Annotated in this window: 15 protein-coding genes; 9 read left to right on the top strand and 6 right to left on the bottom strand. The window is 42.1% G+C overall.

Going from position 1 to position 22,150, the window contains the following annotated elements; translation table 11 throughout:
* Positions 1-7: 7 nt before the first annotated feature.
* Positions 8-1,234, bottom strand: coding sequence for a glycine betaine/L-proline ABC transporter ATP-binding protein ProV (gene proV / locus H5114_RS09750; protein WP_182722815.1), 1,227 nt, complete (start codon positions 1,232-1,234; stop codon positions 8-10).
* A 753-nt stretch (positions 1,235-1,987) separates the two neighbouring features.
* On the bottom strand, positions 1,988-3,721 hold the full coding sequence (locus tag H5114_RS09745) for a cyanophycinase (protein ID WP_182722814.1): 1,734 nt from the start codon (positions 3,719-3,721) through the stop codon (positions 1,988-1,990).
* A 344-nt stretch (positions 3,722-4,065) separates the two neighbouring features.
* Here H5114_RS09745 and H5114_RS09740 point away from each other — a divergent pair, with 344 nt between their 5' ends.
* The 5 genes from H5114_RS09740 (at position 4,066) to H5114_RS09720 (ending at position 12,448) form a co-directional block, all read left to right on the top strand.
* Positions 4,066-6,660, top strand: a complete 2,595-nt coding sequence (locus H5114_RS09740; protein ID WP_124015976.1) for a TonB-dependent receptor — start codon at positions 4,066-4,068, stop codon at positions 6,658-6,660.
* Between the two features lie 70 nt (positions 6,661-6,730).
* Entirely contained in the window at positions 6,731-8,203 is a 1,473-nt protein-coding gene (gene yfcC, locus H5114_RS09735; RefSeq protein ID WP_124015975.1) for a putative basic amino acid antiporter YfcC, read from the top strand.
* An 8-nt stretch (positions 8,204-8,211) separates the two neighbouring features.
* Positions 8,212-9,375 (top strand): beta-aspartyl-peptidase, encoded by a 1,164-nt coding sequence (iadA, locus tag H5114_RS09730; protein ID WP_124015974.1) that lies wholly within the window; start codon positions 8,212-8,214, stop codon positions 9,373-9,375.
* A gap of 472 nt (positions 9,376-9,847) precedes the next feature.
* Entirely contained in the window at positions 9,848-11,722 is a 1,875-nt protein-coding gene (locus tag H5114_RS09725; protein WP_124015973.1) for a putative nucleotidyltransferase substrate binding domain-containing protein, read from the top strand.
* Between the two features lie 9 nt (positions 11,723-11,731).
* Entirely contained in the window at positions 11,732-12,448 is a 717-nt protein-coding gene (locus tag H5114_RS09720; RefSeq protein ID WP_124015972.1) for a 3'-5' exonuclease, read from the top strand.
* Positions 12,449-12,518: 70 nt separating this feature from the next.
* Here the strand turns inward: H5114_RS09720 and H5114_RS09715 are convergent, their stop codons facing one another.
* A complete protein-coding gene (locus H5114_RS09715) occupies positions 12,519-14,099 on the bottom strand; it encodes a BCCT family transporter (protein ID WP_124015971.1) in 1,581 nt (526 codons plus the stop codon).
* A 613-nt stretch (positions 14,100-14,712) separates the two neighbouring features.
* Here H5114_RS09715 and H5114_RS09710 point away from each other — a divergent pair.
* The 4 genes from H5114_RS09710 to H5114_RS09695 are packed head-to-tail and all read left to right on the top strand — an operon-like array spanning position 14,713 to position 18,338.
* Positions 14,713-15,369, top strand: coding sequence for a TetR/AcrR family transcriptional regulator (locus tag H5114_RS09710; RefSeq protein ID WP_124015970.1), 657 nt, complete (start codon positions 14,713-14,715; stop codon positions 15,367-15,369).
* Positions 15,366-16,307, top strand: coding sequence for an HlyD family secretion protein (locus H5114_RS09705; protein ID WP_124015969.1), 942 nt, complete (start codon positions 15,366-15,368; stop codon positions 16,305-16,307). The genes H5114_RS09710 and H5114_RS09705 overlap by 4 nt, the downstream gene beginning before the upstream one ends.
* Positions 16,304-17,221 (top strand): ABC transporter ATP-binding protein, encoded by a 918-nt coding sequence (locus H5114_RS09700; protein WP_124015968.1) that lies wholly within the window; start codon positions 16,304-16,306, stop codon positions 17,219-17,221. The genes H5114_RS09705 and H5114_RS09700 overlap by 4 nt, the downstream gene beginning before the upstream one ends.
* Positions 17,211-18,338, top strand: a complete 1,128-nt coding sequence (locus H5114_RS09695; RefSeq protein ID WP_124015967.1) for an ABC transporter permease — start codon at positions 17,211-17,213, stop codon at positions 18,336-18,338. Before H5114_RS09700 ends, H5114_RS09695 begins: the two co-directional genes overlap by 11 nt.
* A gap of 101 nt (positions 18,339-18,439) precedes the next feature.
* Here the strand turns inward: H5114_RS09695 and H5114_RS09690 are convergent, their stop codons facing one another.
* The 3 genes from H5114_RS09690 to H5114_RS09680 all read right to left on the bottom strand — a co-directional run bounded on the left by H5114_RS09690 (position 18,440) and on the right by H5114_RS09680 (position 22,144).
* Positions 18,440-18,757 (bottom strand): chaperone modulator CbpM, encoded by a 318-nt coding sequence (locus H5114_RS09690; protein WP_124015966.1) that lies wholly within the window; start codon positions 18,755-18,757, stop codon positions 18,440-18,442.
* Positions 18,758-18,759: 2 nt separating this feature from the next.
* Positions 18,760-19,722: a DnaJ C-terminal domain-containing protein gene (locus tag H5114_RS09685; protein ID WP_124015965.1), complete on the bottom strand. Its 963-nt coding sequence runs from the start codon at positions 19,720-19,722 to the stop codon at positions 18,760-18,762.
* Between the two features lie 268 nt (positions 19,723-19,990).
* Positions 19,991-22,144, bottom strand: a complete 2,154-nt coding sequence (locus H5114_RS09680) for a M3 family metallopeptidase (RefSeq protein ID WP_124015964.1) — start codon at positions 22,142-22,144, stop codon at positions 19,991-19,993.
* Positions 22,145-22,150 lie beyond the last annotated feature (6 nt).

The following is a 22,150-nucleotide window of genomic DNA, read 5'->3' as shown; positions in this document are numbered from 1 at the left end:
TAATATTCTAAGATGCTGACTGCTCAAAATAAGTCCCCTTCTCTGCACGGTTTAAGGTACGAAGAAACAGATTTTTAGAAACAACGCCGCGATATCTACTTTCTGAGTTTACAACTGGAATAGGCCAAGAATGGGAGGCGACCAGGGATAAGATATCCTGAAGACTATCTGTTTCTTGAACTGATTTAGCATCTGTTAGAAAAGCATGCTCAAGTTTGCTGGCACCATTTCCTTGGTCAATAGCGTCGCGCAGGGAGTCTGAAGAGACCACACCTAAAAAGCGGTGTTCTGAGTCAAGTACATAGGCAAACTCGCGATCTTTAATACTCAACATTTCTAGGGTGGCGCGTGGGCTACCGGCTTTTGTATGCCAAACAACGGTTGGTTGACTGTCGCGGGCAATGTCCCCAGCGGAGATAACACCAGTTGGATCCACACCTCGGAAAAATGCGCGCACATAATCATCTGCGGGATTTTGCAGAATCTCTTCTGGGGTCCCCACCTGAATCACTCGGCCGCCCTGCATAATGGCAATTCGGTCGCCAATGCGTAATGCTTCGTCTAAATCATGGGAGATAAAAATGATGGTGCGTTCATGACGATCTTGCAGTTTCAGCAGTTCATCTTGCATCTCTGTCTTGATAAGCGGATCAAGCGCCGAAAATGCCTCATCCATGAGCAAGATATCAGGATCAACCGCTAAGCCTCGCGCTAATCCTACTCGCTGCTGCATACCGCCACTTAACTCATTGGGATAGGCCTTCTCCAAACCTTCGAGTCCGACTTGTTTTAAAGCATCTAGGGCTCGTTCTTCACGCTGTTTTTTATCCATGCCATCGAGTTCGAGGCCAAACGCGGCATTCTCTAACACTGTTTGATGGGGCATAAGCGCGAAGGATTGAAACACCATACTGGTTTTACTTCTGCGAAACTTGACCAGTTCATCCTTATTCATGTTGAGGATATTTTGGCCATCAACCAACACCTCTCCCGATGTGGGTTCAATGAGCCTGTTTAACATTCTTACTAGGGTTGATTTTCCTGAGCCGGATAGCCCCATAACCACAAAAATTTCACCTTTATTGACAACAAAACTGGCACCTTGTACGGCAACCGTTAGTCCTGTTTGTTCGTAAATCTCTTCTTTGCTTTTCCCTTGTTCAAGTAATTTCACCCCCTTGCGAGGCTCAGAACCAAAAACCTTATAAAGGTTTTTTATCTCTATTTTTTCCATACCAATTTCCATGACGCTTTTTTACGCCGTTCGGCTTTTTTGCACTAACGCTACATAAAAAGCACATGAATAGATCCTGCGCTGTTAAATATTTACCACACACTTTCGTGGTATATTTTATACAGTAGTCCCTAAGCGATCGCCCTGTCAACGTTAGCGTTTTTAAAAAAAGACATAAATCATTGAATTTAATGTAAAAATTCCGAGCAGATTGACAACGTTTTAACTTAGGATCATTGCTACTGATTCACTCACCGGTATCACTTTCTTCATGGGCGTTATTTGTCACTATTGTGTTAAGCATTTTGGCTTAGTGTTGACTGGCTAACCGCTAGGCAGATAGCGCTGTAAAATTGAATGCAGTCGGTGCTTATTTTTGTTTACAAGAGCAAGTGTCTTATGCGGTGATGACGAATCGATTTGATCCAATAATTGATATGGCCTCTACTGCGACAATGGGGATGAAAGCTTATTGATCAGTAAGTTAAAACAACGTGATTCATTGTCGCAATTTCGCTTTGATAGCAGCATTAAAAATGGATTAACTTAAATATCAGCCAATAAAATCAGAATTTTGTCTAAAAAAATCCCCAACACAATACTGCTAGGGATTCACATCAACAGATGAGGTTAGCTAACCTTTAAGGGGGATAAAAACCTTGATAGATTATATGTAGAAATTTAGTTATCAGTCTCGATAACATAACCCAATTAAGTCCAAAATATGGCTTAAATAAAGGGCATAAAAACAGATTAATGATTAACTAAATTGAGCTGTATATTTATATTTTGATAATGTTGACCGTTACGCTTAATTTGGTCACATTCTTGTTGTGATTGGGGTTTAATAATCAATTTAGCTTGGCCAAGATCAATATCATTTTGGCCATCTACACAGGCTTTATCAACCCAAGCATTAAACTCTCGCTTAACATCGACTTGCTTATTGATCGTCTTATCAGCGCTTAATAATTGAATATGGTTTAACGATTGCGTGACTACATCTACTTTTGCGTTATCGCCCGCGGTTAAGTAATGCATGACTCCTGAGTAAGATAGTGGTGTTTGAGTTACATGAGATTGTTCCACTACCCAAACACCATGCTCGCCAACAACAGATACTTTGTGATTGCGAAGATCAACTAACAGTGCGGTATTTTCATCGACTCCAAAGCCTAATTTATTTTCAGACAAGGCACTTAGCATGAATAATCTCACTTGCCGCTCACGCTGTGAGAAATGGGTATCAGTGACTCCAAATGGAAAAAAACCTAATCCTCCCGTGGTGGAATATGTAACCGCAGTAGCCGGAATGTCTGACTGACAATGACTCTCCTCACATCGCTCACTTGGCGCCTCGGCAGCCAACACGCCATAGGTTAATGCACCATGACTTGTGCCGCCTGTGACCATATATTGAGCTGTCATGACTGCCGTTCCTGCACTCGTGCCACCAATCACAATTTGATGTTGTTGTAATCTTTTTTTAATAATATCAAGCGCTTTACTTGGCTTTTTCTGTGGTGTTAACCAAGCTGATAATGTTAAACGTTGATCACCACCATTAAGAAATAACCCGTCAATATTAAGCAGTTGCTGGTAAAGAGAATCTGGAGATACACACATGGATTGTTGTAATGCGGTAGCAACCGGATACAATCGCGCGCGATCGACATTACCTTGAATTTTTTCGCGCAATACAGGTAACTGATCACATTGTTGTTGTGCTATAGCGGCTTGCAATGCGCTATCTAAAGGCAGCCAGATAACATCCGCACCGGCTTGCTCAAAAACTTGAGTATAGAAATCAATTGATTCAAAAGGATCTCTTGCAGATGCGGTAACTACGGCGATTAATGGCCGCTTAGCTTGCGGCTGCCGTTGTTGTTTTTTTAACAATGCTTGCTGAGTAAACAAAGAGAATATCTGCGCGCCATATTGGTTCTGGGTCGCACTCAGCATCACATGTTCTTGGCGATTGATACCCGAGGTAATGGCTTGTTCGTCTTCAAGTAAATCCAATAAAGCATAATAAACTTGATCGTTTAAATCCGTTAAAAAATCTTTTTCAACAGCAGAGATGGCATCATAAAATGCTTGATAGCTCAAACTAGAACCCGCATTACCCTGCTGCTGACTGGCATGGAGCAATATAGCTTTTTGAGGTGCTGTTAACCCAGATAAACTCGGATGTTTAAAGGCTCGCTCGAGTGCAGACTGCGTTAATCGATAAACAGAGGTTTGTTTTGCATCAGCAGTAAATTGACTGCCAAGCACACAGTTTTGTCTAGATAAAGAACTGCAAGTGACCAACCCACCGCCAACCATCATTAAATCGAAAGTTTGAACCGGCGGAGTAGCATCGGTATTGACAGCAGTACTAGCCAGCGCCATTGAACTGTATAACGACAGCAACAAAGTACTGATTAACAAGCTAAATAATAGACAAGATAAGGCATTGAAATTAGGTTTAATCGAAATTTTCATGGTAGTACTCAAAAAAAGTTTCTGCCATGTATTGACTCAGCACCTATCTTACGGATAGCCTCTTAACAGGTCAACAACAATAGCTCATAGTTTATAACATGATTCTAATTGCAACAATTTTCCAAAGATACCATTACCGCACATGGTATTTGTCTGAATGGTGGGACGAATAAACCACTGAATACAATAGTGTTCGGTGGAGTCTTGTCTTGCTGTCATTACTCCCCTCTCAAAACTTAATTGATGTAGTGCATCTGCATATTCTTACATGCCACGCGTATTGACTCACGCGCAGTTTGTCTGCATCTAAAAAAATACAATAAGAGATATCTCGGGAGCTTATCATGAGAAGTTCAGTATTATTATGCGCTGCATTTGGCGTAGCGTTATCACCTGTTGCAAGTGCTGTTAGCAATGAATTAAATGACACTCAAACAGAGGTCAATAAAGTAGAACGGGTCAGTGTTACCGGATCAAGGTTAAAAGGCGTTGATATGGAAGGCGCTAATCCATTACAAAGCTTTACTCACGATGACATCACTAAAAAGGGCTATGGATCGGTCAGCGAATTTCTCCGAGATTTACCACAAGCCTCCAGCGCTGGGACCTTTTCAGAAACCGGTGGCGTTGCCGGTGCAGATGGTGCCCCTGCAGGCTCGTCTGGTGTCAGCTTACGCGGTCTTGGATCAAGTTCTACCCTAGTATTAATTAATGGCCGCCGTGTTGCGGTTGATTCGTTCTCCAATGGTTCTGATTCATTTGTGAATGTTAATGCCATTCCACTGTCTGCCATTGAGCGTATTGATGTGCTAACAGATGGCGCATCATCCATTTACGGATCTGACGCTATAGCTGGGGTGATTAACTTTATCTTACGTAAAGATTTTGTCGGTCATGAATTTAGCGCTCAGTATGGAGACGACACATCAAGCCACGATGCAAGTCGCACCAACCTTACCTATGCTGGAGGCTTTGAAACAACCAATAGCAACACCACAGTTGTGGTAGATTATGCTACTCGTAATGCCATATTTAATAGCGACAGAGCGGTTAATGTTACCTATGAATCAAGTACACGAGTGTCGATAGATGGTAATGATTATGCTGAATCATGGTGTGGTGACGATACTCAACAAGATGGTAGTCGATGTAATTATGACTATGTTATCCAACGAGCAATTCAACCAGATTATGAGAATATAGGCACCACGTTAAATCACCTTTATCGATTAGATAATGGGATGACATTGTTTGCCGAAGCAATGTACCAGAAAAATACCGGATCATCTTACGAAGCCCCCGCTGGCTATACTACTTATATCGATGGTAATTCCACCAATGTTCCACAGTATCTGCGCGATATAGACTTACTTGATGGCACAGTAAGTGATTCTATTACCGTAAGAACCCGCTTCCCTGAACGTCGAATTCAGCAATATGATACTCAAAGTTATCGTGTGTTATCTGGTCTTCGCGGAGAATGGGACGATTGGAGCTGGGAAACGGCGTTGAGTTACGGAAAGTCGATTAACGAGATTAGCAATACTTCTGGTTATATGAATGGCGACTTACTCGATGCAGCAATCGCAAATGGCAGTTTTAATCCGTTTAATCTTGGGCTTGATAATACACAACAACAAATTGCTGCATTAAGGGATCCTGGCGTGCGCAAAGGTGAGTCAGAGGTGTTATCAGTCGACTTTAACTTTTCAGGCGATTTATTCGAATTACCCGCGGGCGTAATAAGCTCTGTTTTTGGTGGCGAATTTAGAAAAGAAGATATCTCAGACACACCGTCACTCAATGCGGTTAATAACAACATTATTGGTCTTGGAGCCAGTGATGCTGCAGCAGACAGAACACAATATGCAGCATACGGTGAATTTAACTTCCCGATTTTCGATTCTCTGGATGTCATCGCGGCTTTGCGTTATGACCATTACAGTGATTTTGGCGGCGATATTAATCCTAAAGTGTCACTGAGATACAATCCTTTTGATGACCTTGTCTTGCGCGCTTCATGGAGTACAGGTTTTCGGGCACCATCTCTATCGCAGTTAGGTGCGGGAACATCTTTGGGTAGCCAATATATTAATTGTGGTGCAGGCGAGCCATATAATGCACTTTGTGGTGTTGCGGGGGCTGATTACGGCGAGTTAGAATTTGATCAAGAAACCATAGGCAATAAAAATCTGCAGGCTGAAAAATCCCAGGCGATGAATGTAGGATTGTCCTGGAATACCACAGATGATTTACAATTCACTCTTGATTATTGGCGCTATGAACACGATGACATTGTTGATATTGATGCCAATACTACCTTAGATTCGTGTATGAAAAACCCAGCTAATGTGGTGAACAATATCGGTGACTTAGGTGATAATTTTGGTTGTGTTGTCGATGCTCAAGGCGACATTAGCTTTTTACGCACTGGTTACTTTAACGTTGGTAACCAAAGTACCGATGGCATAGATTATAAAATTAACTATCGTCTTCAAACGAGCAATATGGGTGATTTTTCATTCTATTTCACGGGTACTGAAACTTTCTCATTTGAACGACAAGTGTCTCCGACAACTCCTGTTGAAGATTTACTGGGTAAACTCAGTGGTGCATCTGAAATAGCCAGACCAGAAAGCGTACTTGATTTTGGTGCAGATTGGCAGCTAGATGATTGGAATGCCAGTGTGTCGAGCCACTATATTAGTTCACTTGGTGATGGTGACTTTAAATTTGATAACGAAACCGTGGATGATTGGTTAACCTTTAGTGCCAGCTTGGGATATGATTTCTCGCCACAGCACGCACTGTTGTTTTCGGTTCGTAATCTCACCGATGAACAACCACCCTATGCATCGTCACCGACTAACGGTTACGCCAGTTCAATTCATGATTGGCTCGGCCGTCGTTGGAATGTCCGATATACTTTTAAATTCTAAGTAAACCTGCGTTGGTCGTTGTCCATAAACGACCAACGTTTCTCTCTTTTCGGTGAAAAAGTATAACAATATGAAGCCACAAACTGTTCGAGAAATGCCTGATGCATTTATCATTTTATTTTTTGTTGTGATGTTTGCAGCAATCGCAACTCACTTTATACCAGCCGGTTTTTTTGAAGTTACGATCAATCCACACACAAACAAATCTGAATTAGTTGCCGGGAGTTTTCAATTTGCAAGCCAGTACAAAGGTGTGCCTTTATTTGCTGAACATGGCGAAATTGGATTTCTCAATTTTGCCTTTGAAGGCATGGTTTCTGGAAATAAGTGGGGATCGTCTATTGGCGTAATGATGTTTATCATTATTACCGGGGGAGCCTTTGGCATCATCATGCAAACACAGGCCATAGACAATGGTATTTTAGCGCTCATCGCTAAAACGCAAAAGTTTGAATTAGCCTTTATCCCTATTTTATTTGTGTTATTTTCTGCTGGTGGCGCTATTTTTGGTATGGGTGAAGAAGCCATAGCATTTTGTATCGTCTTGCTGCCATTAATGCGGGCGATTGGTTACAACGGTATTGTGACCGTGTTAGTCACTTATGTCGCGACACAAATTGGTTTTGCCGCCTCGTGGATGAACCCATTTAGTGTTGCCATAGCACAAGGTATCGCTGATTTACCTTTAATGTCTGGCTTGCAGTTTAGAGTCGTCATGTGGTGTATCTTCACACTTGTTGGTGTGGTGTTTACGATGCGGTATGCCAAACAGGTAAAGCACAATAGTGGCTTATTAGATGATCATCTTGATGGTCATCTAACAATCCATAGCGACACTGACTCCAGCGCTGAAAATACCTTAAAAGCAAATATCACTCTAACCGATATCCTTATCTTAACCACCTTTGCACTCGGTATTGTTTGGGTTATTTGGGGGGTTATCGCTCGTGGATACTATATTCCTGAACTGGCAAGCCAGTTTTTTACTCTTGGTTGCTTAGTTGGCATTATTGCTATTTTTAGCGGCCGACTTAAGGTCAATGCTGTTGCTGATGCATTTAAAAAAGGCGCAATGGAATTATTGCCAGCAGCAATGATTGTCGGGATGGCAAAAGGCATTGTCATTATATTAGGCGGCGATCAAGCCAATACACCCTCAGTGTTAAACACCCTGCTTTACTATACCGGCTTGTTTTTAGGCGATTTGCCAAAAACAATCTCCGCCGTTTGTATGTACTTATTTCAATCGGTATTTAATTTCTTCATCGCTTCAGGGTCAGGCCAAGCTGCGTTAACCATGCCCATTATGGCACCGTTATCAGATATTTTAGGTTTACCAAGGCAAATTGCAGTATTAGCTTTTCAACTCGGTGACGGTCTCACTAATATTATTATCCCCACATCCGCTGCATTAATTGGTTGTCTAGGTGTTGCAAAAGTAGACTGGTTTGTGTGGGCTAAATTTATATGGCGATTTATGTTGTTACTGGCAGTGATATCAATCTCATTCATCGTGATTGCCGTAAGCATTAATCTCAGTTAAGGAATTTCATGAAATTATTTAAATCTGCTCACGTTTATGCACCCCAATATCTTGGTCAAAAAGATGTGCTGATTGCTGGTGATAAAATTATTGCCGTTGAAGACAACATCAACTTAATCGCCAGCTCATTTGTTGAAGTAATCCAAACTGATGGACTTATTTTAACTCCAGGCTTTGTTGATTCACTCGTGCATATTACCGGTGGTGGTGGTGAAGGCGGTTATACCACTCGCACCCCGGAGATGCATATTAATGAAGCCATAAAAGGCGGCGTGACGACTGTAATTGGAGTGCTGGGAACAGATGCACAAACCCGAAGTTTAGAGAACTTACTCGCCAAAGCCTATGCCTTAGAAGAGCAAGGCATATCGGTTTACTGTTATACAGGTTCTTACCATTATCCTATGGTGACAGTCACTCAATCCATGAAACACGATATCATGCTTATTGAGAAGTTTATTGGTGTTGGAGAGGTGGCCATTGCTGATCACAGAAGTTCTCAATTAACCGCTCATGAAATGGCAAGGTTAACATCTGAAGCAAGAGTGGCCGGCATGTTAGCGGGAAAAGCAGGAATTGTAAGTGTGCATTTAGGCGATGAAAACAGTCGCCTAGATTTGCTTTATGATGTTATTGCACAATTTGATATTCCCATCACCCAGTACTATCCAACCCATATTAATCGCAGTCGCGCCTTGTTTGAGGCTGGGATTGAATTTACCACCAAAGGGGGTTATATCGACTTTACTACCAGTACAACAGCGCAAATTATTGAGCAAGGCGAAATACCGGCCGCACAAGCATTAGCCTTAGCGTTAAAACAGGGAGTACCTGTGCACCAAATCACCATGAGCTCCGATGGTAATGCGAGTTTGCCGGTATTTGATCACTTAGGTAAATTAATCGATTTACAAGTGGGTCAAGTCTGCAGCCTTCATCAAGCTATGGTTGACGCAGTAAAACAGTTTGACGTGTCAATTGAAGATGCTTTGACGTCGATAACTCTGTCCCCTGCGAGCATTTTGCAACTTAAGGCTAAAGGCTGTATCGCAGCTGGGTTGGATGCCGATATTAATCTACTTAATGCACATACATTGGCAATAGAGGCGGTATACAGTAAAGGCGAACGAGTCTATTGTGACGGCGTATCTCAATTGAAAATACCGTTTTAAGCGATTATAAATATCTCTCTCAATAACACAGTGCCTGTTAACCCGGGCACAGTAAGTATAAGAGTCGCGTGATTCATCTTATGTTTTTAGTGATCTCATATTTTAGAGAACTTATATTTTAGTGATCTTTTTGTCCCATCATATTAACTCAACAAGCTGCAACCTAGGCATCAATCACCACAAAGGTGCTTAAAATACAATCAAGCAAACCCAGTACGGTTAGCTATATCGGTATTGCTAAACAGCAGGTAGCAGCTTTTGTTACAACACAAGCACAGCAGTGATAGAATGAGACTTCCAAATTGACTATCGTTTGTCTTTACCTATTGTTTACTTATTATCTGCAATAACATCACCACTAAGCAGACTCAATATTCATCAACAACGATAGACGCCACTATTTTCGCGTTGATAGATTTGCATTTAAATACTATCAACGAAGCTCAGTCATCACATATTAGCAGGCCTATTTATGTCAGCCGAACTACTCGAAATTCAAAGCTTTATTGCCCAGTACGCTCCCTTTGATCAGCTTCCTGAACAAGTCATCATTGAAGTTGCCAAAAGCGTTGAAATTTCTTATTACCGTACCGATAGCATGATAGTTAATTTCACCGATAACATTACCGAACTGTATATGATCCGCAGCGGAGTGGTTGAGCTATATCGCCGTAAAGGTGAATTGTATAATCGCCTCGATCAAGGGCAATTATTTGGCCAAATGGGTTTACTGACTAATAATAAAGTTCGTTTTCCAGCCAAAGCGGTAAAAGATACCCTGCTATATTGTATTCCAGAGTCAGTATTTACTGATTTGTGCGAACATTACGACGATTTCGCCGATTTTGTAGAGGTTGAAGATACCACGCGTTTAAAACAGGCTGTAAAAGGTAAAACCAGTGACAATGCGCTGACCACATCTAAGGTGAAAACCTTACTGACCCGAGAGGCTCTGGTGCTTCCCTGTAATACGACAATCCAAGCAGTGGCCAAAATTATGGCCGACGAGAATATTTCTGCAGTATTAATTAATGATCCGACGATAGAAAATCAACAAGACAGCAGTTTCGTTGGCATTATTACTGAGCACGATTTGTGTGCAAATGTAATTGCTGCAGGCATCAATGTTGACAATCCTATCTCACAAGTCATGACGACTCAGTTGTTTTCACTGGATCATAACGCATATATCTTTGAAGCCATGCTGCTTATGTTGCGTAATAACATTCACCATCTGCCTATTTTAAAGAATAAAAAACCCATTGGACTGATCGAAGTTGCGGATATTATCCGTTACGAATCACAAAATAGTTTGTTATTTGTCAGCAGTATTTTTCAGCAAAAAAGTAGCGAAGATTTAGTGTTTCTTTCTGCACAGCTGAAAAATTGTTTTGTGCGTATGGTTAATGAAGATGCCAACTCCCACATGGTTGGTCGGGCAATGTCAGAAATTGGCCGTAACTTTAAACAGCGTTTGTTAGAACTGGCGGAAGAAAAATTTGGCCCGCCACCAGTGCCCTACTGCTTTTTAGCACTGGGGTCGATGGCCCGTGATGAGCAGCTGATGGTCACCGACCAAGACAATGCCATTATTCTCGACAATAGTTATCAAGTCGCCTTGCATGGTGCCTACTTTGAACAGCTAGCAAACTTTGTCTGTGATGGTTTAGCCGCCTGCGGCTACAGCTATTGCACCGGTGATATTATGGCCAGCAACCCAGAGAACCGCAAAACACGTGCGCAGTGGGAAGAATGTTTCGGTGACTGGATAGACAATCCTAATCCACAAGCGTTATTAAATTGCTCAATTTTCTTTGACCTTACCGGTGTCTATGGCCGCATCAAATGGGCTGAACAGTTAAATGCATTTATTCTTAGAAAAGCAAAGAAAAACAACCGCTTCTTAGCCTGCTTGGCACACAATGCTCTTAACCGTAAACCTCCGCTGGGATTTTTTAAAGATTTTGTAATGGAAAAAGATGGTCGCCACAATAACTCGATTAATTTAAAACGTCGTGGTACTGCACCATTGGCGGATTTAATTCGAGTACATGCCTTAGCCATCGGTTCGCAATCACAAAACTCATTTGAACGCTTAGAAGATATTATCGAAGCGGGTATTCTACCCACCTCAAAAGGTGAGGATTTACAACATGCCATGGAGCTTATCTCTCTGGTTCGCTTGCGCCATCAGTCGTCAGATATCGAATCTGGTATTGAACCTGATAATAATATTGAACCGGAAAGTATGTCTGATTTTGAGCGACGCAACCTTAAAGATGCTTTTTTAGTGTTAAGTAATGCGCAAAACTTTTTAAAATATCGTTATACAGCCAACAAACTTTAAGGCTAACTCATGACCAATTTTAGCGATAACGAAATTTTAAACTGGGCAGCGTTGCTTAAATTAAAAGCAAAAAACAGTAAAGATCGACGCTTACATGATTTTTATCAAGCGGGTACCTACTGCAATGAAACTCCATTGAGCGACATTGAATTTGTCGCGCTTGATTTTGAAACTACTGGCCTAGATTCGCAGCAAAATAGTATTATTAGTATTGGTCTAGTGCCGTTTAATTTACGGCGAATTTTTTGCCGTAAAGCCAAAAAATGGTATCTCAATCCACAAGATAAACTCCAAGAAAACTCGATTATTATCCATGGTATTACCCACTCCGATTTACAAGGAGCACCTGATCTGTTGCTTATTTTAGAACAGCTTTTAGATGAACTGGCAGGTAAAGTGGTCGTGGTACATTATCGCCATATTGAACGTGACTTTCTGGATCACGCTTTACGACTGTTGATTAATGAAGGCATTGTCTTCCCAGTGATTGATACCATGCAAATTGAAGCTAATTTACAACGGGCTAAATCTCAGGGAATATTGAGTTTTTTTAAACCCAAACACAAGGTGTCAATTCGACTGGCTAATACTCGAGAGCGTTACAACTTACCCGCTTATGCACCTCATGATGCCCTAACCGACGCAATTGCCACTGCCGAGTTACTACAGGCACAAATTAACTATCATTTTAGCTCTGATACTGAAATTCGAAAATTGTGGCTATAGTCTCACCGATAACCATTACCCATAAAAAAAGCCGATGAATTAATCATCGGCTTTTTGTTACAGATTAAGACTAGCCTTTATTATGTTTCTCGGTGCGCATGCCTAACAGTAAGCTGACACACATGATTAACAGAATAATGGTAAACGGTAATCCTGTTGATATCGCGCCGGCCTGCAATGCTTCAATCGCTTCAGTACCACCAACCCACAATAATACCGCAGCGATAGCACCTTCGATGACAGCCCAGAAAATACGCTGTGGGATCGGAGCATCTATTTTGCCACCAGCTGTAATACTGTCGATAACAAGTGAACCTGAATCAGAAGAGGTAATAAAGAACACCAACACTAAAAGTACCGCCAGCATTGATAACAGATTACCTAATGGCAACGAATCAAACATTTGGAACATAGCTAATGGCACTTCGGTTAGCCCTTTGCTGCCCAATGTACCGACATTATTGATCACTTGATCGATAGCGATACCACCAAATACAGACATCCATAAAATGGTTACTACAGTTGGAACAATCAATACAGTGGCCAGAAATTCACGAACGGTTCTGCCGCGTGAAATACGAGCAATAAACATACCCACAAACGGAGACCAAGAAATCCACCAAGCCCAATAAAACACAGTCCAACCATGCATCCAAGCTTCATCTTCACGACCGATAGGATTGCTCAATGGAATAATATTTTTAACATAGCCCATTACCGTGGTCGGAATCGTCCCCATGGAAACGGCAAAAGTAACAAGTGCAACAAACACAAGTAAAGCAACCGCAAGTAACATATTGATGTTACTGATCACTTTAACACCGCCTTCAAGACCACGTACCACAGAAATAACGGCAAGTAATGTGACAACCACAATAATCGTGATTTGTAAGGTTAAGTCAGCTTCGATACCAAAAACATGTTGGAATCCGCCAGCGGCTTGTTGAGCACCTAAACCTAATGACGTTGCAAGACCAAATAATGTGGCTAATACCGCTAAGATATCAATAATGTGTCCAGGCCAACCCCAAGTACGGTCACCCAAGATAGGATAAAAAGCAGAGCGTATTGAAAGTGGCAAACCTTTGTTATAAGCAAAGAAAGCCATAGACAAAGCAACAACGCCATAAATTGACCATGGGTGTAATCCCCAATGGAACATAGTTGCACCAAGAGCAAGCTCTGCCGCTTCAGGTGTATTAGCAACCACATTCAGTGGCGTTTCATACCAACCAGTGTAATACGCTAAGGGCTCAGCAACCCCCCAAAACATCAAACCAATCCCCATACCAGCAGCAAAGAGCATTGCTATCCAAGAAAGCCTAGAATAGTCCGCTTTAGCATCATCGCCACCTAAACGAATTTTACCGTAAGGAGATAAAATTAATCCGATACAGAAGAGCACGAAAAAATTCGCAGACCACATAAATAGACTGTCAAAAGCGTCTATAATCTGCCATTTCAAACCGTCCAAAAATTCTTTTGATGTTGCCGGATCAATAATTAAAATTGCAATTAAAAAGGTCGCTATTAGACCTGCACTAATACCAAAAACGGAATTATGAATATCAAAGCCCCATTTTTGGATATTATCCTGCCCCACAGTATAATCGGTATTATCTATACTGTATTTGTCCTTATTTATCTTCATAAATCCTCTGTTAGAGCCGCCAGCCCTGTAAATTTGACACTCAATTCAGTTCTTGGTGGGGATTTTAACAAAATAAGCTCATCATTTCAGGATTATTTAGAAATCAAGCATATTTACAAAAATAATCCTCTTTAAAAACAATCAACTGAATCAAAAATAATTATAAATAAACTGCTGTATATTAAATATATTTCCCTATAAATTATCTTTATTCAATATTGTAATAGTTGATCTTATGAGGATATAAGAGTTGATTTAGCCTCAGTAGACTATTATTAGATTTTTTCCTGCTAAAAACTCAACAAGATTAATTTTTACACACAGCAAGATACGCGAAAAATATATTCATTTCTTGCGCCATTAGAGAGTTAGCTTTTAATCATATTCATTATTATTCAGGCCATTTTTTTACGCTAATATAATTACTTAAACCATATTATAGCTTAGTTGATAAAATGAATTATTGAGCTTGCTGCGCGATAATTATTGGTCTTACCAAAATACGGCTTATTAATATAATTCCGCACGAGATCCTATATTGGGGAATTAATATCCTATTCTCTTAGTCAGTATTTGTTATTATTCATCAATAGATGAATTAACGGAGTTTGATATGGCTGATAAACCGGGAAGACCCAAAGGGGAGACACAAACTCGCGCGGCACTGATAGAGGCGGCAAAAGGATGCTTTCTTCATAACAGCTACGATCGTGTGTCTATTCGCGAACTCGCTCGGCGTGCTGGCGTAGATGCAGCAATGATCCGTTATTACTTTGATTCTAAAGCTGGTTTGTTTGAAACCATGGTGAGAGAAACCATTGCTCCTGTGGCCAGTGTATTCAAGCATGATTTAAAAAAACAACAGAACTCACCTGAAGCATTAATGCGCGCTTATTATCGCATAATGGAACATGTCCCCGCCCTGCCTCGGCTAATTTTCCAATCATTAAATCAACAGGCCAGTGATGAGGCATTCATCATAGTATCGAATGTTATTCATGAAATGCTCGGTTATGCAGGCGACTGGATTAAAGAATTATCCGACCAACAAAAAATCAACCCACAGCTCGATCCCAAATGGGTCCGCTTAAGCTTTATTAGCTTAATGGTCTTTCCATTAATCGCTCCCAAAGTGTTACTCAAACAAATGAATCTCCCCCTGAGCGAGTCTATGTTAGACCAACTGATTGCCCACAATATGCTGGTGATGAATCAAGGACTGTTTCAAGTTCCACCTCTAGAATCTTCAGGACCAGGAGTCCAAAAATGAAACCTCATCTAATTTACTTGCCGATTATTTTGCTCTTCGCGGGCTGTACCGCTGAAGAAGGTAACCGCGCAATGGGTTTAATTGAACGGGATCGGATCATGCTTTCAGCGCCGGTTACAGAGCAGATTAGCTCGATACAGGTAAAAGAAGGACAACAAGTCAACGCAGGAGACTTGTTACTTCAACTTGATCCTCGGCACGCGCAATGGCTTATTAACCAACGACAAGCGACGCTGACTCAAGCCCAAGCAAAACTTAAGCAATTACAAACCGGGACTCGGTTAGAGCAACTTGCCGCCGCTAATGCAGCAATGCTTGCCGTACAAGCTCAAGCCCAAGAAGCAGACCGAAACTATGTGCGCATGAAAGACCTTTGGTTTAAAAAAATTGTCGCCAAAGCCGATTTTGATTCAGCCAAAGCAATAAAAGATCAAACAGCTGCACAATTAACCCAAGCAAAACAGCAATGGTTAGAGCTTAAAAATGGTACCCGCAGCGAAGAAGTTGTCCAAGCACAAGCTCAAGCTGATGCGGCACAAGCATCATTGGCCGATGCCCAGCAATCTCTAGCCGAATTAAGCATTCGAGCCCCTAAAGCTGGAGTGGTAGATGTTTTACCTTGGAAACTTGGCGATCGAGTCGCAGCGAACGTGCAATTAGTGACATTGCTAGCCAGTGATCGACTTTACGCGCGAGTATATTTGCCCGCAACGGCTCTGGGTAAAATTAACCGCGGTGACACTGTAGCTGTGTGGGTTGATGGTTATGAACACCCAGTAACCGGGACGGTTCGCAATATCAGAAGTAGCCCAGCGTTTACACCTTACTTTGCTCTAAATGAACGAGATAGAGCAAGGTTAATGTATTTAACCGAAATAGACTTACCTATTGATGCAAACTTGCCTAATGGTCTGGGTGTTGAGGTTCGTTTACCATGAATGACTTAGCAAATGTGATCGAAACACAAGGCTTAACCCGTCAATTTGGCGATTTAATCGCGGTAGATAAACTCGATTTACAGGTGCCTAAAGGCAGCATTTACGGTTTTCTTGGCCCCAATGGCTGTGGTAAATCAACCTTAATCAGAATGTTAACTGGGTTACTAAAGCCTACTGCGGGCGAAGCCACCATTTTAGGTTTACCGTTGCAAGGAAATGAAGAATTACTTAAAAGCCGAATCGGCTATATGACGCAGAAATTTTCCTTATATGACAATTTGACGGTATTGGAAAATATGCGTTTCGTGGCGGCTATCTACAGTGTTAAAGACAAAAAACGCATAACCGACTTACTGGGCCAATATGGTCTCGAGCAGCAACAAAAGCAGCTAGCAGGCACCATGAGCGGTGGACAAAAACAACGTTTGGCGTTGGCCTGTGCCACGATGCACCGCCCTGAACTGCTGTTTCTTGACGAACCAACATCAGCCGTTGATCCACAAAACCGACGTGATTTTTGGGAGCATTTATTTGATCTGAGTAACAGTGGCACAACGATTTTGGTATCGACGCACTACATGGATGAAGCTGAGCGCTGTCATCACTTAGCCATTCTTGAAAATGGTATCAGACGAGCAAATGGCACGCCGCGTGACTTAATGCAATCAATGGGAGCCACGGTTATCGAAGTCAGTGGCAATAATATAAGAGAGTTAAAACAGAAACTGTCGACTGTTGATGCAATTATTTCTGCGTCTCAATCTGGTACGCGCTTAAGGGTCCTGGTGAATGAGTCGATATCGGAGCCTCTGCAGTTCCTGAGTTCTATTTGTCAGCAATATCAGCTTGAAATTGTTCGTCCGAGTCTTGAAGACGTATTTGTCACCAGCACCGGAGGTCGCAATGTGGGATAGATTAGTAGCGATTGTTGTCAAAGAAATGAAGCAACTGTCTCGAGATCGGATGACATTTGGCATGATAGTGATGATCCCATTGTTGCAGTTAATGCTATTTGGGTATGCCATTAACACCGACATTCGCCATGTGCCCGCAGGCATCATCGATATGAGTCAAACCACCTATAGCCGAGCCGTCACTCAGACGATAATCGCAACTCAAGCAGTGGATTTTCAATATCAATATTATTCTATCGAGCAAGCTGAGAAAGCGATTACCAATGGTGAAGTCAAAGCCGTACTTTATTTACCCCTTGATTTGCCTCAACGTTTACTCATCCATCCTGCATTTGATGCCAAACAAGGTTCATCGCAAATCACTCGTCCGGTAGGTCAATGGCTTTTGGACGGTTCCGATACTATGGTAGCCGCAACAATTCGCTCATTGAAGAATTTACCGTTGGACGAAGTGGCTAACCGCTCAGCCAGCATGAGTGTGCCGACATTTGAAGTGGTCGAATACTTTAATCCTGAGCAGCGATCTGTGGTCAATATTGTGCCTGGATTACTGGCAGTTATCCTAACAATGACAATGATTATGTTTACATCTGCGGCCATTGTACGTGAGCAAGAACTGGGAAATATGGAGTTTTTAATTGCAACTCCGGTTCGGCCATTGGAACTGATGCTGGGTAAAATTATTCCGTACATTTTGGTAGGGCTCATCCAAGTCGCGATTATTCTTAGCGCTGGGCACTGGATCTTTGCTGTTCCGGTCCGCGGTGGATTAGACTCTTTGTTACTGGCGTCTTTCTTGTTTATCTGTGCCAGTTTGTCACTAGGCTTAGTGATAAGTACTATTGCGAAAACTCAACTTCAAGCCATGCAATTAACCATTTTTGTGTTGATGCCCTCAATTTTACTATCTGGATTTATGTTTCCTTATGAAGCCATGCCGATTGGAGCACAATGGGTATCGGAAGCTTTACCTGCAACCCATTTTATTCGTATGGTACGAGGCATTGTGCTTAGAGAAGCGGAAGTCATGTCATTAAGCCAGGATGCACTGTGGCTACTGAGCTTTACCTGTCTTGGGGTACTATTAGCGGCAAAACGGTTTAATAAGCATCTATAAAGACTCAAAATAAGCGTTGGGCATTACATAGCCTGCGCTTATTTTGCATCTACAAATAAAGGCACAAAGCGCGTTAACCTTGCCAAGGCTGCGGCATAAGGCTATACCTTAAAACGGTTAAGTTGCTGTTTTAGCGTATACACTTCATGTTCTAATCTGTCTCTTTCATCGAGTAATTGTAAAATTAAACCGACGCCACCCCAGTCAAGTGCAAAATCACGTTGTATACGAGTGGCTTTTTTAACTTGATGTAAATTCTCGACACTAAATTGCCATTGCTCTATCACCTCCCCCTGCTGTGGAATGGCAATACTATGCTCCACAAGCTCCAGTAGTAGTGCCAGGCTAATATCGCTGCATTCACACAATTCATCACTGCTCAACCAACTATCTTGTTCACTTATATTAATCTGCAGCATGATTATTTACTCCAACTGGCACGAGGGTCGAATGTATTTTTTTCGGCTAATTCAGTCCATAAATTTTTGCTGGTATCATCTGATACCGTCGGCACCACAATTTTCAGCAGCGCAAATAAATCGCCTTGCTGTTTTTTATTCAGTAACCCTTTACCTTTTATGCGTAATCGCTGTCCAGATTGACTATTAGCAGGAATACTTAATTGGATGTGACCTGTTAATGTTGGTAATTTAACCTTAGTGCCCAGCACGGCTTCCCAAGGTGCGACAGGCACTACAATAGTTAAATCTCGCCCGTCGACATCAAACAAAGGATGAGGCGCAAAACGAATTTTCAAATACAAATCACCGTTGTCGGCTTTGGTTTGTCCCGGTCCGCCTTGGCCTTTAAGACGAATACGTTCACCATTGGCTACACCGGCAGGAATGTTAACTTTTAACGATTTGGGGTGTTCAACAATATGACCATCTGCATCGCGTTGTTGAAGAGTAAACGAGACAGGCTTAAGCGTGTCGGCCAATGTTTCTTCAAGAAACATCGGGAACTCCATTTCAATGTCTTGGCCTTTTGCAGGTTGAGTCTGTCGACCTTGATATTGGCCGTGAGGATCAAAGCCTGTATGCCTGCCACCAAAAATTGAATTGAAAAAATCAGAGAATTCTTGATCCGTTTGAGGATCGCTTTGCTGTTGGCCCCAATCTTGGCTGCCAGCTGCGTGATTTGCATATTGATTTTGGCTTCGGTTTAAATGATGCTGACGCACTTCATCGTATTCAGCACGCTTTTTAGCGTTATGTAATATCGCGTAAGCTTCACCAATTTCTTTGAATTTTGCCTCTGCATCATCATGCTTGCTCACATCGGGATGATACTTGACCGCGAGTTTTTTATAAGCGGCTTTTACCGCCTTATCATCCGCTTGAGGATCTATGCCTAATACCGTGTAATAGTCTTTAAAATTCATGTTATCCCCTAACAAAAACACGTTTGCAACGGAGCGTCGGACTGCTTTAAACACAGCTACATTAATGAGTGTAGACTCACAGAGCAACAATATGCTTGATCTTGATCAACACTAACACACTATGCTTAGGTTACTTAATCAGCATTAGTTGATTAAAAAAAAAGGTCTTACTGAGGCTTGATGTACAAAACACAAACAGAATATTTAATTGATTTAATTAAAAATGCCGCTAAATTTAGCGGCATTTTTGTCGATGCAATGTGAATGTTTAGTTCAAACCGCGTCGTTTAAGGAGAGCCTCAGTTGTCGGCTCTTGTCCACGGAAGGCTTTATAAGCTTCCATCGGTGGCACACTGTTACCCACTTCACGAATGGTCTTGCGGTATTTCATCCCAATCTCACGGTTTAATCCACCTTGAGTTTGTACATAAGCAAATGCATCAGCAGCTAAGATCTCACTCCACATGTAGGCGTAGTAACTTGCTGAGTATCCACCAGGGAATGCGTGAGCAAAGTAAGTCGATTTATAACGTGGCGGCACTGCAGCGATATCCACGCCATGCTTTTTCAACGCAGCAGCTTCAAACTGCGGGACATCTTGAAGCGGCGCATCTGCCGGCAACGAATGCCACTCTAAATCCACCAGTGCGGCCGCCATATACTCAAGAGTGTCGAAACCTTGATTAAAGCTGCGCGACTTAAGTAACTTTTGGAGTAGCTCATCGGGGATCATCTCGCCGGTTTGATAGTGTTTAGCGTAATTTGCCAGTACTTCAGGGTGCGCGGCCCAATCTTCTTCGAAGGTTGATGGGAACTCAACAAAGTCGCGGGTAACAGCCGTGCCAGAAAGACTTGGATAAGTGACTTTTGAAAACATTCCATGGGTGCCATGGCCCATTTCATGGAACATTGTGGTCACTTCATCATAGCTAACATACGTCGGCTGACCTTCAGGTGCCTTTTTGATATTCATGACATTAACAACGACAGGTTTGCTGTTAAGTAATGTCGATTGAGTGACAAATGCACTCATCCATGCTCCGCCGCGCTTACCTTCTCGGGCAAAGTGATCGGCATAGAAGATGGCCATCGAACTGCCATCGACATCAAACATTTCATAAGCTTTTACATCTTTATGGTAAACCGGTAAATCTAGACGTGGCTTGAAGGTGACGCCGTAGAGTTTTTCAAGGGTAAAGAAAACACCATCTTCCAATACACGGTTAAATTCGAAGTAAGGCTTGATTGAAGCGGCGTCGAGATCGTACTTCTCTTTACGTACTTTTTCAGCGTAGAAAGCCCAGTCCCATGGTGCTAGGGTAAAATCAGCGCCAGTCTTGTTGATCATCATTTGAATATCAGCGGCTTCTTTTTCGGTATTAGCGACAACAGCGGGCACCATAGATCCAAACATTTCATATACCGCCTCTGGCGTCTTAGCCATTTGCGGTGCCAGAGTATAATCTGCCCAGCTATCGTACCCTAATAGCGCTGCACGCTCAGCACGAAGCTGGGCTAAACGTGACACCAATGATGCGGTTTCGTTATCACCACTCATTCCGCGAGTCGATGAAGCCTGCCAAACACGTTGGCGCAATTCGCGATTTTCAAGCTTGGCTAATACAGGTTGGCGGGTGGTATTAGTAATACTTAGCAGATATTTACCATCAAGACCTTGTGCACTCGCATCTGCTTTCGCTGCTCGGAGCTCATTTACAGATAATCCTGCAAGCTCTTCTTCAGAATCAACAACAACTGCAATCTCTTTTGTCAGCCTGAGTAGGCGTTGGCTAAATTCATTGGTGAGTGTTGATTGCTCTTCATTGAGTAATCTAATTTGGGCTTTTTGCTGGTCGGTTAGCTTAGCGCCAGCCATGATAAAGCGCTGATGATAAACCTCAATCAGACGGATCTCTTCGGCGCTCAAGCCTAACTGCTGGCGTTGTTGATAAAGTGAGTCAATACGAGAGAACAATGCAGAGTTGAGTTGGATATTATCCGAGTGAACCGCCATTTTGGGTGCCATTTCACCCTGAATTTTTCGCAGTGTTGGGTTACTGTCTGTGCTCGCTAAATTATAAAACACATTCGCTGCTCTATTGAGTAGTTCACCGCTAGTTTCCAGTGCAACTATGGTGTTGGCAAAAGTGGCTTTATCATTATTATTAGCAATCATCAGTACTTGTTGATAATGCTCTTTAATACCTTGCTCAAGTGCTGGCTGAAAATGCTCATCTTTAATGATGTTAAAATCGGGGGCTTGATATTGCAATGTGCTAGCAACAAATAAAGGATTTGCGGATAGTGGACTAACCTGTAATTGTTGCTTGTTGTCCGCTTCTGATGCTGATTGGCATCCCGTGAGAAACAGGGTGGTTGAAAGTGTACCTGCAACGGCTAGCGCGATAAGATTGATTTTCATATAACA

It is taken from the genome of Shewanella sp. SR43-8, assembly GCF_014163775.1.
Taxonomy (GTDB): Bacteria; Pseudomonadota; Gammaproteobacteria; order Enterobacterales; family Shewanellaceae; genus Shewanella; species Shewanella vesiculosa.
This window is presented reverse-complemented; position numbering and strand designations above follow the sequence as displayed.